We start from the raw sequence: 16,413 nt of genomic DNA on the forward strand, positions 1-16,413 counted from the left end.
CCCGCGACCTCCGGTGTGACAGACCGGCGTGAACTCCAACTTCACCACAGCTCCATTTGGTTTTCGTCCCCATCTTGCGGCGACTTTTGTAATATAGCACGATTCTATCTCCTAAAGCAATAGTTTTTGAAAAAATAGTGAAAGATTATTTTTTTCATAGATTTACCAACGGAAATCCGATAGAATTTTAGATAGATATGTAGATTTTAGTAGATTGGTGGAGACGATGACATGAAAAAGACTTCGAGGCTACTCACCTTCCTCGCCCTCTTCACTCTGCTGCCTACTGCTGCCCATGCATCCTCATCGGCATATGTGGTATCAGCAGGTGATACCCTGAGCAAGATCGCTCGCGAGCATCAAGTATCGGTGGATCAAATCATCCAATGGAACCAACTGAATGATGATAAATTGTCAATTGGACAAACTTTATCTATTCATGGTGCAAACACTTCTGACTCCATTGCGACTGACATTCCTTCCGATGTAGCTGTCAATCAGAATGATAACGCTACCACTGAGTCTAAAGAACTAACCGCCGGTGAAAAGGCCCGCGTCACTGGTGACGTGCTGAATGTGCGTAAAAAGCCTTCGACTGACGCAAAAGTGTTAGGCAAACTAAGAGTCGGTTCCATTGTAGAAGTCGTAGAAACGGGTAGTGAATGGACGAAAATTGAATTCGAAGATCGTGAAGCATATGTTGCTACAGAGTTCCTAAGTCCAAACCTCACTTCTACCGTTTCGCTGCCTGCCGAGGTAAATGCAGAAGATCTGGGTCGTATGAAGGAAATTTTTGAGCCATTGCTCAATACACCATACGTCTTAGGCGGAACTACTCCAAATGGCTTTGATTGTAGTGGCTTTACTTCATACGTTTTTGAGCAGCTTGGGGTTACACTTCCGCGCACTTCTGAAGATCAATTCCGTGGCGGCCAAGAAGTATCACTGGATCAAGCACAGCCTGGTGACCTCTTGTTCTACGATGCACTTGGAAAAGGACACGTGTCCCACGTAGCGATTTATCTGGGTAATGGGGCAATCGTTCATGCGAATGGCGAAGATGTTCGCTATGGCAAAGTCGAATACATGCATAAGCTCTACCCGTTTTACGGAGTGAAGCGTTACGCTAATTTGCAGTAGGCTATCCTACACATAAAAGCAAACAAACAGCCCTACCTGCCTTTGGAGCAGTTCGAGGGCTGTTTGTTTTTCTGTGTTTAATGTATTTCGGTATTATGGGCCTGCTGCTGTTGTTGTTGTTGCCCTCCGATTTCGATTTTGCCCAACGCTTGCTTCATTTTATCGAGCTGAAGCTGATAATCACGAACGACTACGGTAAGAACACTGACAGACTCCTTGAAATCCGGCTCGCTGCTTACTCTGTCGATGGCTCTATGTAAATGCAGCATCTTGTTCTCCGTTTCCCGCAATAGGTCGAGTAACTGCAATCCGTTTACCACGTAATCACCTCATCTGTTTTTTCTTACTTTCTCCTTCCCTTCTGTTCCCTATGCGCACAAAAACGCTTTGCATTATGAATAAAAAACGTCCGCTAATGACATAGCGGACGTTCTTCCTATTTAGTTCAGACGTGCAGATGCGAGCTCAACGAATTTGTCGATGTCTTTTGCAACCAAAGAGAGTGAATTACGCCAGAAATCGACTGAGCGTACATCAACATTCATGATAGCTGCTACGTCTGCAATGCTCATTTTGCCCGTTACAGACAAGAGCTTGTCGTACTGCTCAACAAAAGCTTCCCCGCGCTTGAGATACTCTGCGTACAAGCCTTTCGCGAAGAGGAGTCCAAAAGCATACGGGAAGTTGTAGAAATTGTAATCCGCGCTATAGTAGTGCGGTTTGCATACCCACATGTACGGGTGTAGGGCTGCCGGATCCAAACCATCTCCGTAAGCATCCTTTTGCGCTTGCAGCATCAGTTCGTTTAGAGTGGAAACAGACAAGGCACCTTCTGTTCTGCGCTCAAATACAGCAGTCTCGAACAAGTAACGGCTATAAATATCGACGATCACCTGACTTGCTCCGCTAATATCATTTTCCAAAATCGCAAATGCTTCCTCGGAGGTCGCTTGTTCAAGCGCTGCATTGGCAATGATGGTTTCACACAAAATGGAAGCGGTTTCGGCGATTGGCATTGGGTATTCGCTATTCAAGAAGGCTTCGTTTACGAGACATTCTCCGTGATAGCCATGTCCCAATTCATGTGCCATTGTGCTCACATCGCTGTAGCTGCCTGTGTAGTTGGACATAATTCTACTCTCCCCTACGATGTGCAGGTTGTAGCAGAATGCCCCTCCACGCTTGCCTTCACGAATCTCAGCATCAATCCACTGATCGTCATAAGCCCGTGCTGCATAGTTGGCGAGTTTTTCGCTAAAGCTACCAAAGTGCTTCACGATGAAGTCGCGGGATTCCTCATACGAGAACCGCATGTCTGCCTCACCCACTGGCGCAAACAAATCATAAAACGGCAACTGAGCGCTCTCATGACCGAGCAGCTTCGCCTTTGTACGAAAGTATTGATGGAAGGATGGCAGGCTCTCACGCATCGCCTGAAGCATCGCTTCGAGCGTCTCGCGGTCCATGCGGGAGTCTTGCAACGTCTTATCCAGCGGCGATTCATAGCCTCTGAGCTTCGCTACCGTAATAACCTCGCCCTTAATTCCATTCAAGCTGGCAGCAGCAGCTTGATCGATTTTTTTGTAAGCAGCAAGTTCTGCCTCGTATGCCGTTTTGCGAAGCTGCGGATCTTTTTCATTCGCCATGTTCCGCACCACTGGCAATGGAAGCTGTTTGTGCTCCCCATCGACTGTAATGTCTACCAGCAAGGTGGAAGTCAGCATTTCATGGAGCTTTGTCCATGCATTTGACCCTGTATTTTTCATTTTTGCCAGGACGATTTCTTCTTTTTCGCTCAGCATGTATTTGCTCTTGTCTGACATTTCTGTCAACATAAAGCGATGTGTCTCTAACAGATCCGATTGGCTAATCAACTCGTCTAGGTTGCTCAACGTTCCTAGCCACTTTTGGAACTGTACGCCTGGTTCAACCAACTCAACTGCCTGATTCTGTACTTTTTCAATCGCGAGCAATGCTGCTTCATTCTTGGCATCGACGCTTGCAGTCAGCTCTCCATAGGCGTACAAGCGGAACTGCGTTTGCAGAACGGAGGTCATCATCGTTATGTATGTCTCCATCTTCGCTACTGCATCTTCTGAAGATTGCAAGTTTTGAACTGCCCAGCCTTTGATCTCTTCCATTTCACGTACTAACTTCTCCCAATCTTGTTTCCATTCTGGTGCATCAAACGAGGAATACAAGACGTTCAAATTCCAGCGCATATTCATAGGCACGTGCCTCCTTTTCGCTTATGTAACAAACCTATTGTAAAAAAATTTAGATGGATTCTGCAAGTTTTTACAAAGAAAACTTCTTTTGCGAAAAGAAAAAGACTCTGCCGTTAGCGTAAGCAGAGTTCTTTTATAGATGATCAAGCTCGTACAGGCTGCGTCAAAAACGTCAATGCAGATAAGGCAAAAAGCTGGGTGGATTCCACCAATTGGTCAATCGCTACGTACTCATCTGCATGATGAGGGATGTGGCGATCGCCTGCGCCTGTCGTCAAAATCGGTATGCCGGCTTTGTGCAGGAAGGTTCCATCTGTCGCACCTGGGACACCATTATATACAGGTTCTTTTTTCGTGATTTCCCGATAGGCGCTCGCGACAGAAGTCACGACTTCTTCCCTCATGCCAGTCAACGTCCAAGGACGCTCTTCGATGAGCTCCAAGGTGGCTTTAAACTTGTCATCCTCTTTGCTTAATCCTTCTAATATGGCACTGATTTCTTTGTACAGCTCTTGGTGGTCCTGCCCGGGTACCGTGCGAATATCAAGTGTTGTCATGCATTGATCGGGTACGACGTTGATTTGGGCATCTCCTTTGACCGGTGCCTGCAAAATCGTCGGAGTGATACTCGGCCACCCCAACATCGGATGCTCTCCCAGACGAGCCATTTCCTTGCGTTCCAGCTCCTCTAACGCCACGATGGCGCGTGCCATCCTTGTGTTCGGATTGATTCCCGTCAGTGGCATGGCACCATGCGCCATCTTGCCAAATGTACGAAGAATGGCTCGTATGGCTCCTTTTTGCGTGATGCAGAGCTGATTTTCTTCTGGTTCGCAGATGATCGCCGCATCGACGTTGTTGGCCCAACCGCGACGGATGAAGTCTTTGATCCCGATCATCATGCTCTCCTCATCGCAAGGGATGCACAGGAGGATTTTACCTGTAAAAGACTGTTTGGATCGTTGGATAGCTTTGACGGCACATATCGCGGCTGCCAGATTTCCTTTTGTGTCACAGGAGCCACGCCCGTAGATACGTCCACCAGATATTGTCCCTCCAAAAGGGTCGTAGCTCCAAGCATCCCGATCCCCTTCTGTTACGACATCCGTATGGGCTTCGAACAAAAGCGTTTTGCCAGGCCTGCCCGAATCGTAAAAAGCGATGACATTCGGTCTGCCTGGAACAACCTCTTCATAGAAGACCTGCAAACCCATATTGCGAAGATAATCGGCGACAAATAGCGCGACCCGCTCTTCATTCGCTCCTGCCTGTTCGGGGCGAAACACACTCGGAATTCTAACTAGCTCCTGCGTTAGGCGCACAACTTCCTGCTCGTCAACAAAGGATATCACCTGATTCATCCGCCAATCCTCTCCTCTGCATCCAATTATGTTACACCTATTCCTGGAAGTAACTGCGATAAGATGGCAGTCCCCCTGCTTCCTCTGCGTGCTTAACCGCTTGGATGACGGCTTCTGCCAGCACATCTACGGACAACGCACCCACCAAGTCTACACTCGCCACTACTTCGCCTGTTGCTACTGCAAAGATCGTATCGCCATCGTACATGGTGTGAATCGGCCGGATCGTACGGGCAAGCCCATCATGAGCCATTTGCGCTACTTTGTTTGCTTCAGCTTTGGACAAGCGGGCATTGCTCGCGACTACGGCAATCGTCGTGTTCGTACCTGGAGGGATCGGAACAAAAGCTTGCTGGCGCATTATCTCCATGCTATCCCGAATGGTTCCCTGTTCATCTCTCGGCCCGGCTATGATCGTCCCTGACTGCGGATCTACGACATGACCGACCGCATTTACAGCGACGATTGCGCCTATGACGAGTCCATTGGGTAACATCACGGAAGCTGTCCCCAACCCGCTCTTCATCGCGTTCCCAAATCCATTCAACTTTCCTACTGAAGCACCTGTACCAGCACCAACGTTTCCTTGTGCTACTGTCTCACGGCTTGCTGCCTGTGCTGCCTCATAGCCCATTTGACGATCCGGTCGAACCCGATAGTCGCCTACAGCCAGGTCGAACAAGACTGCTGCTGGAACGATCGGAACGACGCCATAGCCAACATCCAGTCCGATGCCTTGTTCCTCCAAATACTGCATGACACCTGTTGCAGCATCCAAACCGTATGCACTGCCACCCGAAAGGCAAATTGCATGAACGACACTCACCAGATTGACAGGGTCCAAGAGGTCCGTTTCGCGGGTGCCCGGGGCAGAACCCCGGACATCCACGCCGCAGACAGACGGCTTTTCCAGCATAATCACACTGCATCCCGTTAATGTTTCTTCATTTTGTGCATGCCCGACGAGAACGCCGGGTACATCAACAATCGTTCCAGTCATTATAAGTCTCCTGAAATTTTTGATTTTTGCCTGCCAGCTGAGCCTAATTTCTTCCAAGCTGCAACGACAGCCAACGTAACAATGACCGAAACAATTGCTTCTGGCAAGCCGTTCGTAATTGCGACTGTGGTCGCTACACCGAGCGTCATGTATCCTCGAATGACGGCCATACCCAATACCAGGATCGTGTTTGTCATCGCCCCAATAAAGCCAGCGGCACCAATCGCCAAGTACTGATTAACGTTTTTCAAACCAACATAGGTCAAGTAAGCAGTCACACCGATGAACAAACGTGGCAGGATGGCGATAAGAGGGTCTTTAAAAAGCGGAACGGTGGCATTTAAGAAAGAAGAGACTCCAAATATAAGGCCAATGATCATACCAACGCCCCAGCCCTCCATTATGCCCCCGATAACAGCCGGGATGTGCATAATAGTGGCATTGCCCGCTGCTGTCGGAACCGGAATGTAGCCGAGACGTGTCACCCCGAGCAAAATCGCTATCGCGCCCAGAACGCCTGCAATGACAATCTTGCGAACGGTCAAGCCTTTTTCCATGCATACTCCTCCTTTTACAAGTTTTATGTGGAATGCCCTACTCGGGCGAGTTCCCGCAAGTCTTCCTTACCAAGGTATGGCGAGCATGACGGCAGAAATGACTATGCTCACGATTAGCGCGATGTAATCTTTGCCTACCGCCTTGTATTGGGTGTATCTGGTCCGTGCGGCACCTGGTGTGTAGCATCTGGCTTCCATTGCCAAAATCAAATCTTCCGCTCTGGAGAGCGCTACATTAAACAACGGGATGATGATGGGAAACATGTCTTTTGTTCTCTGGATGATCCGCCACCATTCTCCTGTACCGAAATCTGCACCACGGGATGCTTGTGCTTTCATCATTTTTTCCATTTCCATCGCAAAGGTAGGTACAAAGCGCACTGCAATCGTGATGATCAATGCAAACGCATGGACCGGAAACTTTACTTTTTCCAAAGGCCCCAGCAGTCGCTCCATTCCGTGCGTGAGTTCCGTCGTTGAAGTGCTGAGCGTGAGGACACTTGATAAGAAGATCACTTCTACAAAGCGCATCGCAGACACGATGACGAGGCGTACACTCTCACTCGTGATCGTGATAAAGCCGTATTTCAAATAAACGGTTCCGCCATTGACAACCTCCCCGTAAAAAAGCAACTGCATGATCGCCAAAATAATGATAAAGGGGATAGCGGGCTTGATTCCGGATATGCCGTAATGCAGGGGGATTTTCGAGATTTGAAACATCCAGATACAAATGGCTAAAGCAAACAGGTTACCCACGTATGTATCGCAGATGGCAATCGCTAAGATGAGGATGACGAAAGCACCTAGCTTGAAACGAGGATCGAGACGATGAACGACCGAAGCAGTGGGTAAATATTGACCGATGGTAATATTGCGCGTCAATTCAAATTCTGCTGACATGTGGACCCCCTCCTTAGCGGTTCAACAGTTTCAAAATTTCCATCGCTGTCTCTTCAGGTAAAAAAGCGCTAGGATCAATGCTGTAGCCCTGTTCACGGAGTCTGTATAAAATATCAACCGATTCCGGTGTGCCGATATGATGCTCCCGTAACAATTCCTGATTGCCAAAAATTTGTCGTGGTGTCCCATCGCAGACTGATTTGCCGTTTGCCATGACGTAGACACGATCAGCAAGCTTGGCGACCTCTTCCATATTGTGTGAGACGAAAATAACCGTTAGCTTTTCTTCCCGATTGAGACGGCGGATGCGTTCCAATAGCTCATGACGAGAGCGCGGGTCCAGCCCTGCTGTTGGCTCGTCAAGCACGAGAACCTTGGGTTGCAAGGAAAGGACGCCAGCCAATGCCACCTTGCGCTTCTGTCCGCCACTTAAGGCAAACGTCGGACGGTCTTTCATCTCCTGAAACGAAAGACCGACCAAGTCCATCGCCCACTGAACGCGTCGCCGCACTTCCTCTAAAGGCAGCCCCATCCGAAAAGGACCGTAAGCTACATCATCACCGACCAGTTTTTCGAACAGTTGATCCTCCGGGTTTTGAAAAACGAGCCCTACTTGTCTGCGCAACGTACGAATATCGATCTTGGGTGAAGATACGTCCATTCCATTGATGATGACCGTACCGGACTGCGGGCGAATCAGGCCGTTAAAATGTTGGATTAATGTCGATTTACCCGATCCTGTATGACCGATAATGGCCAAGCATTCGCCCTCTGCCACCTGGATGGTTACCTGGTCGAGAGCACGATGTTCAAGAGGCGTTCCCTGCATGTAGACATGAGATAAATTTTCCACGTTTACGATCGGTTGCGTCATGAACCACTCGCCTCCGCTTGTCTGACGTATAGACGATTAACCTCCGCGACAACTTCTTCATTGTGGATGAGATCTGGTGTAAATTCGCTATATTCGGAGTGAACGAGATGAGCAATTCGACTCGCGTCTGGAACATCCAGATGCAGCTCGCGAAGTCTTTCCTGATGGGAAAACACTTCACGCGGAGTACCCTCCAATACGATCTTGCCGCCCTCCATCACGATGACCCGATCTGCTTCAGCTACCTCTGACATGTGATGGGTCACTGTGACAATCGTCATTCCTTCGCGATGCAGCTTGCGAACGACTGCCAGTATATCCTGTCTACCGTAGCTGTCCAGCATACTCGTCGCTTCGTCCATGACGAGGCATTGTGGCTTCATTGCCAATATCCCCGCAATGGCGATCCGTTGCTTTTGTCCGCCAGACAAATGATGAGGCGGTCGATGGCGAAAGGCACTCATTCCAACTGCCTCTAGGGCAAAATCCACTCGTGTTTTCATCTCTTCTGCAGATGTCCCTATGTTCTCCAATCCGAAAGCCACATCGTCCTCTACAATCGTCGCGACAATCTGATTGTCCGGATGCTGAAAAACCATCCCGACACGGCTCCTCACTTCATGAATTCGCTGTTTTTCACGCGTGTTGATTCCGTTAACGATGACATCGCCATCGTTTGGAGTCAAAATTCCATTGAGATGCTTAGACAGCGTTGACTTACCGGACCCATTATGACCGATGATGGCGACATACTCTCCTGGAAACACTTCTAGGGAGACATTTTGCAGGACAGGAATTTGTTGATCTTGGTTAACCTGATAGGCAAACGAGACATTTTCTACACGAATAATCGGTTGTGGTGTCATGCTCTCCCCTCGCCTCTTCGTAAAAGTCGTATGTGCTGTGTCCTCCATAAATAAGCAACTACCATGCCAAATGAATATGTTTTAAATTTTCTGTAAATTAAACAATTAACGGAGCCACCCTGTTGCAAACATGCATCGCTGATGTTGCACTTGCATCAATTTCTACAACCTTTCGTAGCGCTTCATTTTTCTCCACAGCGTGGATCGATCCATTCCCAAAATTTTCGCCGCCTCTCCCTTGTTTCCCTTCGTTTCCGCCAAAACCTTTCGGATGACTTCTGCTTCTCTCTCTTCTTGATCACGGGAAGATTGTCGCTGATACAGCTTTTTCGCAAAAAAAGCTGTGTCCTCCTTGCCAAGCGCGTCATTCTTGCAAAGCAAGATCATTCTTTCCACCACATTACGCAGCTCTCGTACATTTCCTGGCCAGTCGTATTGCTTGAAAACGTGGAAAACGGCCTCTTCGACTTTCAGATGCCTTTTGTTTTCCCGTTCCTTGATTTCTCCAATGATCGATGCCACCAATAGCGGGATATCTTCAATTCGCTCTCGCAAAGCAGGCAGCTCAAGCGTCAACACATTCAAGCGGAAGTACAGGTCTGAGCGAAACTGCTTTTCCTCTACCAGTTGTTCCAAATCCCGATTCGTTGCCGCGATAATTCTCACATCGACAGGTACGATGCGCTCCCCGCTGATTCTGCGGACTTTTTTCTCCTGCAAGATACGCAAGAGCAACGCTTGGATCGGGATCGACATCTCTCCGATTTCATCGAGAAATAGAGTCCCACCGTGGGCCAATTCAAATAGCCCGGGCTTTCCGCCTTTTCGCGCGCCTGTAAAAGCGCCCTCCTCGTATCCAAACAATTCGCTCTCCAATAAATTGCCGGGGAGAGCCGCACAGTTAACCGGGATGAACGGCCCGGTTGCACGCTGGCTGCTCAAATGAATTCCTTGGGCAAACAACTCCTTGCCGGTCCCACTCTCCCCCTGGATGAGAACCGTCGCATCTGTCCGTGCAAAAGTTTCCGCCCATTCCTTCGCTTCACGGATCGCAGAAGATTCTCCAACGATATCCTCCAGGCGGAATTTGGCTTCCAAGCCGCTCTCCATGCTCTGCTTGCGAATACGCATCTCCATTTTTTGAATGTCGGTGATCTCTTTAAAAGTGGACACCGCACCCACGATTTCACCCTCTACGACAATCGGCAAACGGTTGATGATAATTTGTCGATTCAGGATCGTCGCGATGTCCCCTATCTCTTTTTTTCCCGTTGCCAAAATTCTCAACATATCTGAATTGGGAATATATCGGGTAATTTTTTGTCCAACAATATTGCCTGGCAGACCGAGTATTTCCATCGCGTTTTTATTGACCCCGATAATAATGGAATCCCGATCGACAGCAATGATCCCGTCGTGAGAAGCGTCCAGAATCGCCTGCATGTGGATGTCGTGAATCATTTGCCTGGCTCCCCTTCCTCGGCATGCTCAAGCATGACTGCTACTTCCGGTGCAGGCCTTCTTGCCCGACGCTTTTTTCGTTTCTTTTTCCGTAATAGGAAAATGGCCAGGAGCATTAGCGCGAGGATGGCGAGTTCAATTGGTTGTGCCAGCTTTGCAGAAGTCCAGCCACTCATGCCCAGCAAGTGAAAGATGACGGCTATGTAAAGGAAGATCGATGCTAGATTTTGAGCTTTCACCTGTTTCACCTCTGTTTTTTCTGGTTAGAGAAAGAATGCGGCAATCACTTTATCGTTAATCCCACTCTTGGAGTAATAATGAACGGGCTTTCCTTGTTCTTTTGCATACGCAATTTCCTTGCTTGTACTGTTTCCGATATAGCCCTCTACATCGATGACAAAAATCTCGTCGGACAAATTGATTTTTCGAAAGTGAATGTCTGTGAGTAGATCAGCTTGCTCTTGTGATATCTCAAAGCCCTCGCTCTGTTCGAAAAAGGCAACACTCATCACGATGTTTCCTTGTAGTGTCAAATACGTATTCGCCTGCTCAAATTCCTTTTTGAATTTTGTAGACCCGCATAGGGTGATGATTTTCATTTTGAATCCCTCTTTATACGGCTTGTATTTTTCGTAATAATCTGACTATCCTACTACGAAAAACTCCCATGGAGCCGTGAACATAGCTCCACAGGAGAGTTGGTTCTTGTTGTCTTGCGATTAGATAGGAAGCAGCTCCACCGTTTCTTTGCTCTCCAAGTCTTTCACCATATCGAGCCATGCCTGCGGCTTTTGTGGAAGCACAGCGTAATAACGCTTCAAGAACGTGACGATCAGATCCGCTTCGAGCGTCGTTTGCTCTTCGTTTGTCGGCATGAAGCCTAGATCGAGTCCGGATACCGCTTCGCCGTCATTTTGCCAGGACGGATGCACATACGTAAAGTTCGTACGTTTGTAGCCCAGATGAGAGAGCACTTCACGGCGCACAAATGGGTCCATTGGCTTGATTCCGCCAAAGTTGTGTTCTTCCACACGGTACGGGTCATAGATTTCTGCAAACATCCCGTATAGCTCCTTGCCGTTTTCAGCAGCCAGAGCGAGTAGGTCCTTTTGACGCTCTCTGGCGAGGAATCGTCCCACTCCGAGTCCTTCTCGACCAATAATCGTGAAGTCTGTCATGGCTACGTTCATGTCCGTGTAATAACGGTATTCGGTAGCGCCCACAACTTCTCCTTCGTGTACAGCTACAAATACACGAATGCCCGGATCTTCTAGCGGTTCTTTCCACAGATCGTACTCCAATACTTCCTCAGGCGGGAAAACCTCTTGCATCAAACGGTGCATCTTCGCAAACAGCGGATAGTCAATATGTTGAATACGTACGAATTCCATCAGTCAAATCCCCTCTCGATCGATTATGTCGAATAAATGCCCTACCGATGCTGCTGAAATGGATTTTTCCATTCCATGAGTGTCGCGTAGTTGCGAGATTCCTCATCTTCCAAATAATTCGCCACGACCTGAACAGGCGTGCGACCACATCGCATGAGAAATGTAATCACCGGGTCTCTTACTTCCCCTGTCAGAACACGCTCCAAATACTGCTCAGGTGTCCATTGGTCTGCATAACGCCCATATCCTGGCATGCGACCTCCGCCGAGCAATCTGCGCAGTCCTTTTTGTACCACCAGCTCATACATCGCTTGCATCATCTGTTGGCCCAATCCCAGCTTGCGGAAGCTCGGACGAATGCAAATGTCTACGATGTACAGCGTGTCCCCCTCGGGATCATGATTACGGATATAACCGCTATCCGTGACATCCTCCCACTTATGCTCAGGGTGAGCCGGATCAAACTTCACGAGCAGTCCTGTCATCGAACCTGCCAAAACGCCGTCCACTTCTACACAAATGGCCCCTTCCGGGAACAGTGTAATATGGTTCGTCAGCTGCTCCTGGTTCCACCATAGCTCAGACGGAAACGGCGGGGGAAAGCTCTCCGCCTGTATTTGGATCAATTCGAAGAAGTCCGCGCGATTGTAGTTGCGTATTACGGCTTTGCGTGGCTTGTTCCCTTCAAATACATACAGCTCTTTTCTGTACATATTCATCCTCCTGGTGTCCAGATCACGATGGATTGCTTACTTCCAGTCTGTATATAAATCGGTGCGGCGGTCGCGCCACGTTGTGACGGAGCCTTTTTCCCGCACGTCGTATAGCAATTGGATATCCAGGTCAGCGGTTACCATCATGTCGTGGTTGATCTCCCCTTCAGCAAGAATGCCTCGCGGAGGGAACGGAACATCGTTTGGCGTCAAGATCGCCGCTTGTCCAAAGTTCGCTCGCATGAAATCAACTGTCGGCAACGAGCCAACTGTTCCAGTCAGCACGACATACACTTGGTTTTCAATCGTCCGGGCATGACTGGTATAACGTACACGATGGAACGCGTGGCGATCATCCGTGCAGGATGGGCAGAAAATGACGTCTGCACCCCTTGCTTTGGCGATGCGCACCCACTCAGGGAACTCGATGTCGTAGCAAATAATCATCGCGACCTTCCCTTTGTCGGTCTCAAAGATTTGCAGCGAGTCGCCAGCCCCCATGTTCCAGCCTTTTACTTCCCATGGCGTGATATGGATTTTTTTCTGCTGCCCTACTCGTCCATCCGGGTAAAACAGAAAAGCCGTATTGTAAAGCTTGCCGTTTTCCTCGATGATGTGCGTTCCACCAATCAGATGCATCTCATATTTGGCAGCGAGGGAACGAAATAGCTCGACATATCGGTCCGTGAATGACGGCAATGCCGTAATCGGTAGCGCATTTCCCTGCTCGTCTCCGATCGACATGAGTTGAGTCGTAAACAGCTCCGGGAAAAGGAGAAATTCTGTGTCGTACTCTTGCGCGTTTTTCACGTAGTGCTCAACTTGATTGGCGAAGTCTTCAAAGCTATGTATGGTATGCAGATGATACTGCACAGCGGAAACACGCATTTTCATACCCTTCTTCCTTCCTCAAACGTGATAAGAACCTCTCAGACTAAAATATATCAAAAACAGTCTGTAAAGTCTCGTCATTGACTGTATGAAAAAAGTCGCCCATCCACTTAGACGGGCGACTCTCTCTTATTGGTTGGTACTCATCCGCAATACAGTTTTGTAGAGCAGCTCTGTTCCCAGTGTCACGTCTTCATAGGCTGCGTATTCTTGCGGATTATGACTGATACCGTCCTTGCAGCGGACAAAAATCATCCCGTAATCACAAACGTAGGAGAGCGCCAAAGCGTCATGGAAAGGGCCACTCATCAGCTCGCGCACAGTGGCACCGAGCTTGCTGCTCTCTTCATGCATAATTGCCTTTATCCAGTCGGCACAGTAACGCGGGTCACTATTTGTATCTTCCGTAATGGTATATTGCAATCCACCTTCTACAGCGGCTAGCTCAATCGCCTCGCGCAACGCTTGTTCGCGCTCATTGCGACGCCTCAAATCGATATCGCGCAAATCAATCGAAAAACGCACCCGCTCGGGAATGATGTTACGCGAATCCGGGAAAACCTCCAAGTGACCGACTGTACCGACTGTTGGCGCTTGTGGATCGAGCTTTGCCAGCTCGTTCACTGCCAAAATTACTTTTGCCGCTCCCACTAGTGCATCCTTCCTCATCGGCATCGGTACGGAACCAGCGTGTCCGGCAAAGCCAGTCAGCTCGACTGTCCACCACAAAGGCCCTGATATCGCCGACACGATTCCAATCGCTTCTCTCGCATCATCGAGAATCGGCCCCTGCTCAATATGCAGCTCCAGATAAGCTCCGATGCTGCCTTTTGGATAAATAGAAGCTTCTAGGAGATCAGGATCGCATCCAAAATCAACGAGTGCCTGCCTACGTGTGATCCCGTTTTTGTCCGTCCGCTCCAAGTCCGTCGGGTCCAGCATGCCGAGAATGCCTTTAGAACCAAACAGTCCTTTTTGAAACCGGCATCCTTCTTCATCACAAAACGCAATGACTTCAATAGGCTGTGCAGGCATGAACCTTTGTTCATTCAACGTCTGGACGACTTCTAGTCCCCCCAATACCCCGATCACACCATCGTACTGACCACCGTATGGCTGCGAATCGATATGCGAGCCAATCATCAAGATCGGGGCTTGCTCATCCTTCCCCGCCATCCGACCAATCAAATTGCCGAAGTCATCGATCCGCGTCTGAAGACCAGCTTCTTCCATCCAGCTACGCACCAGCTCTACGCCTGCCCGGTCTTCAGCAGACAAAGCGAGTCGACATACACCCGTTTCGCCTATTTTCCCGATTTGCGCCAATTGCTCGATTCGTTTTTGCAGTCGTTCTTCATTAATCGTCAGCTTTCTCGCTTTTACGTTCATGCTTGTAGAACCTCCTCATCTTGGCGTTGATAGACGAACTCCCCATCTATCATCGTTTTGTGTACGCGCAGTTCTTTCATACGATCTGCCCGCGTTGCCAAAATATCGCCGTCCAGCACAACGAGATCAGCCAGCTTCCCGACTTCAATACTCCCTTTGATCCTCTCCTCAAAACTGGCGTACGCTCCGTTCCAAGTAAACATGCGAATCGCCTCCATGATGCTGACCCTTTGATTGATCCCCACATCCTGACCTGTTTTACTCAACCGATTAACAGCAGCATGAATCCCAATCAGCGGGTTGAAATCAGTCACGGGACTATCCGACGCTCCTGCCATAATGATCCCCGCGTCTAACTGATCCCTCGCCGGAAACATATGCCCGACTCGCTCTCCGATGTTGTTCACATATGAATCGCCATAATCGTAGATAAAAGCTGGATTCGGGATGGGTACGACGCCTAACCGAGCCATTCTCGCCAACAGATCAGGCGCAGATACACCCGCATGTTCAATCCGATGTCGGTGATTCTCGCGCGGATGTGCTTCTAGTGCCGTTTCAAAGCATGTCAGCAGCATGTCAATCGCTCGATCTCCCTGAGCATGAGCGGTAATTTGAAAACCTCTTGCATGTGCCTCTCCCAAAATGGTATTCAACTCGTCCTGTTCGTAGTAGAGAATTCCGTAATCATCTGGTCGGCTGGTGAATGGTTCACGCATGGCCATCGTGGGCGCAATGCTTGCTCCATCGGTAAAAACTTTCGCGGGTCCGATACGGAAGCGAGCATTCCCCGTACCCGTTACCATCCCGGCATCGATCATCTTTCGGACAAAATCATCGGATTGATTCAGCGCACAAACCATTGCGTAGATGCGAACTTTCACGTCACCTTCCTGTACCGCTTTTTGCATCGCCCGATAGTTCTCTGGACCGTATCCTCCCGCATCGTGGACACTCGTAATACCCGCAGCAACAAAGTCTTCCGAAGCCAATCGCAGGCCTTCGATGTACTCGGCTTCTGTAAAAGCAGCTTTTTCAAACATGTTCATATGTGCCGTTTCGATGAGGAATCCGGTTAGCTCGCCAGCTGCATCACGATCAATCCGTCCACCTTGGGGATCGGCTGTGTCTCTGTCGTAACCCGCTATGGCAAGCGCTCTGCTGTTTACGACAGAATGATGAGCGCACGTCCTCATGACAAAAACAGGATGCGCTGACGTTACTTCATCCAGCTCGGCGAGTGTCGGATAGCGTTGCTCATGCATGAGATTTTCATCGAAACCACATGCCCTCACCCATTCCCCTGCTGGTGTTTTTTCCGCTTGTTCTTTCAGTGCGTTGAGCAGATCATCAATCGACCTGATCCCTCTCGCTTTGCAATCGACCCCAAGCTTGTTCGTACCGTAAATCGTAATATGCAGATGGGCATCGATGAAGCCGGGCAATAGACTCTTCCCTTGCAAATCAATGACATTTGTATGTGACTGAATCAACTGTTTCACATCTTCACTAGACCCGACAGCAAGAATGCGATTCCCTCTGACTGCCACTGCCTCTGCCACCCGATTCTCATGATCTACCGTGATCACCTGTCCATTGAGAAAAACAGTATCCGCCATATAACTGCCTCCTTCAGGAA

17 protein-coding genes are annotated in these 16,413 nt (G+C 49.0%); 1 reads left to right on the forward strand and 16 read right to left on the reverse strand.

What is annotated here, in order from left to right:
* Positions 1-231 precede the first annotated feature (231 nt).
* Positions 232-1,140 carry an NlpC/P60 family protein gene (locus tag PMI05_RS14855; RefSeq protein ID WP_007722992.1) on the forward strand — a complete coding sequence of 303 codons (909 nt, stop codon included), beginning with the start codon at positions 232-234 and terminating at the stop codon, positions 1,138-1,140.
* A 77-nt stretch (positions 1,141-1,217) separates the two neighbouring features.
* On the opposite strand, the gene PMI05_RS14860 is transcribed toward PMI05_RS14855, so the two are convergent.
* From PMI05_RS14860 to PMI05_RS14935, 16 genes are all read right to left on the reverse strand, one after another.
* Positions 1,218-1,460 carry a hypothetical protein gene (locus PMI05_RS14860; RefSeq protein ID WP_007722993.1) on the reverse strand — a complete coding sequence of 81 codons (243 nt, stop codon included), beginning with the start codon at positions 1,458-1,460 and terminating at the stop codon, positions 1,218-1,220.
* Between the two features lie 120 nt (positions 1,461-1,580).
* Complete coding sequence (locus tag PMI05_RS14865; protein WP_007722994.1) at positions 1,581-3,368, reverse strand: M3 family oligoendopeptidase; 1,788 nt, start codon at positions 3,366-3,368, stop codon at positions 1,581-1,583.
* Positions 3,369-3,511: 143 nt separating this feature from the next.
* A complete protein-coding gene (locus tag PMI05_RS14870; RefSeq protein WP_007722995.1) occupies positions 3,512-4,729 on the reverse strand; it encodes a M20 family metallopeptidase in 1,218 nt (405 codons plus the stop codon).
* A gap of 37 nt (positions 4,730-4,766) precedes the next feature.
* Positions 4,767-5,729: a P1 family peptidase gene (locus tag PMI05_RS14875; RefSeq protein ID WP_007722996.1), complete on the reverse strand. Its 963-nt coding sequence runs from the start codon at positions 5,727-5,729 to the stop codon at positions 4,767-4,769.
* A complete protein-coding gene (locus PMI05_RS14880; RefSeq protein WP_007722997.1) occupies positions 5,729-6,286 on the reverse strand; it encodes an ECF transporter S component in 558 nt (185 codons plus the stop codon). The genes PMI05_RS14875 and PMI05_RS14880 overlap by 1 nt, the downstream gene beginning before the upstream one ends.
* Before the next feature lie 66 nt (positions 6,287-6,352).
* Positions 6,353-7,189: an energy-coupling factor transporter transmembrane protein EcfT gene (locus tag PMI05_RS14885; protein ID WP_007722998.1), complete on the reverse strand. Its 837-nt coding sequence runs from the start codon at positions 7,187-7,189 to the stop codon at positions 6,353-6,355.
* 13 nt (positions 7,190-7,202) lie between these two features.
* Positions 7,203-8,063, reverse strand: a complete 861-nt coding sequence (locus PMI05_RS14890) for an energy-coupling factor transporter ATPase (RefSeq protein WP_007722999.1) — start codon at positions 8,061-8,063, stop codon at positions 7,203-7,205.
* Positions 8,060-8,929, reverse strand: a complete 870-nt coding sequence (locus PMI05_RS14895) for an energy-coupling factor transporter ATPase (RefSeq protein WP_007723001.1) — start codon at positions 8,927-8,929, stop codon at positions 8,060-8,062. The genes PMI05_RS14890 and PMI05_RS14895 overlap by 4 nt, the downstream gene beginning before the upstream one ends.
* Positions 8,930-9,091: 162 nt before the next feature.
* The gene (locus tag PMI05_RS14900; RefSeq protein WP_007723003.1) at positions 9,092-10,390 is read right to left on the reverse strand and encodes a sigma-54-dependent Fis family transcriptional regulator; all 1,299 of its coding nucleotides are present in this window, start codon (positions 10,388-10,390) and stop codon (positions 9,092-9,094) included.
* Positions 10,387-10,629, reverse strand: a complete 243-nt coding sequence (locus PMI05_RS14905) for a hypothetical protein (protein ID WP_007723004.1) — start codon at positions 10,627-10,629, stop codon at positions 10,387-10,389. The genes PMI05_RS14900 and PMI05_RS14905 overlap by 4 nt, the downstream gene beginning before the upstream one ends.
* A gap of 24 nt (positions 10,630-10,653) precedes the next feature.
* Positions 10,654-10,989: a DUF4406 domain-containing protein gene (locus PMI05_RS14910; RefSeq protein ID WP_007723006.1), complete on the reverse strand. Its 336-nt coding sequence runs from the start codon at positions 10,987-10,989 to the stop codon at positions 10,654-10,656.
* 120 nt (positions 10,990-11,109) lie between these two features.
* Positions 11,110-11,781, reverse strand: coding sequence for a hypothetical protein (locus tag PMI05_RS14915; protein WP_007723008.1), 672 nt, complete (start codon positions 11,779-11,781; stop codon positions 11,110-11,112).
* Between the two features lie 41 nt (positions 11,782-11,822).
* The gene (locus PMI05_RS14920; protein WP_007723010.1) at positions 11,823-12,494 is read right to left on the reverse strand and encodes a GNAT family N-acetyltransferase; all 672 of its coding nucleotides are present in this window, start codon (positions 12,492-12,494) and stop codon (positions 11,823-11,825) included.
* 36 nt (positions 12,495-12,530) lie between these two features.
* Positions 12,531-13,388: a carbon-nitrogen hydrolase family protein gene (locus PMI05_RS14925; RefSeq protein ID WP_012686242.1), complete on the reverse strand. Its 858-nt coding sequence runs from the start codon at positions 13,386-13,388 to the stop codon at positions 12,531-12,533.
* A 126-nt stretch (positions 13,389-13,514) separates the two neighbouring features.
* Positions 13,515-14,774 carry a M20 family metallo-hydrolase gene (locus PMI05_RS14930; RefSeq protein WP_007723012.1) on the reverse strand — a complete coding sequence of 420 codons (1,260 nt, stop codon included), beginning with the start codon at positions 14,772-14,774 and terminating at the stop codon, positions 13,515-13,517.
* Positions 14,771-16,393 carry an amidohydrolase gene (locus tag PMI05_RS14935; RefSeq protein ID WP_007723014.1) on the reverse strand — a complete coding sequence of 541 codons (1,623 nt, stop codon included), beginning with the start codon at positions 16,391-16,393 and terminating at the stop codon, positions 14,771-14,773. Before PMI05_RS14935 ends, PMI05_RS14930 begins: the two co-directional genes overlap by 4 nt.
* Positions 16,394-16,413: the final 20 nt, after the last annotated feature.

Source organism: Brevibacillus sp. BC25, from assembly GCF_000282075.1.
GTDB lineage: Bacteria > Bacillota > Bacilli > Brevibacillales > Brevibacillaceae > Brevibacillus.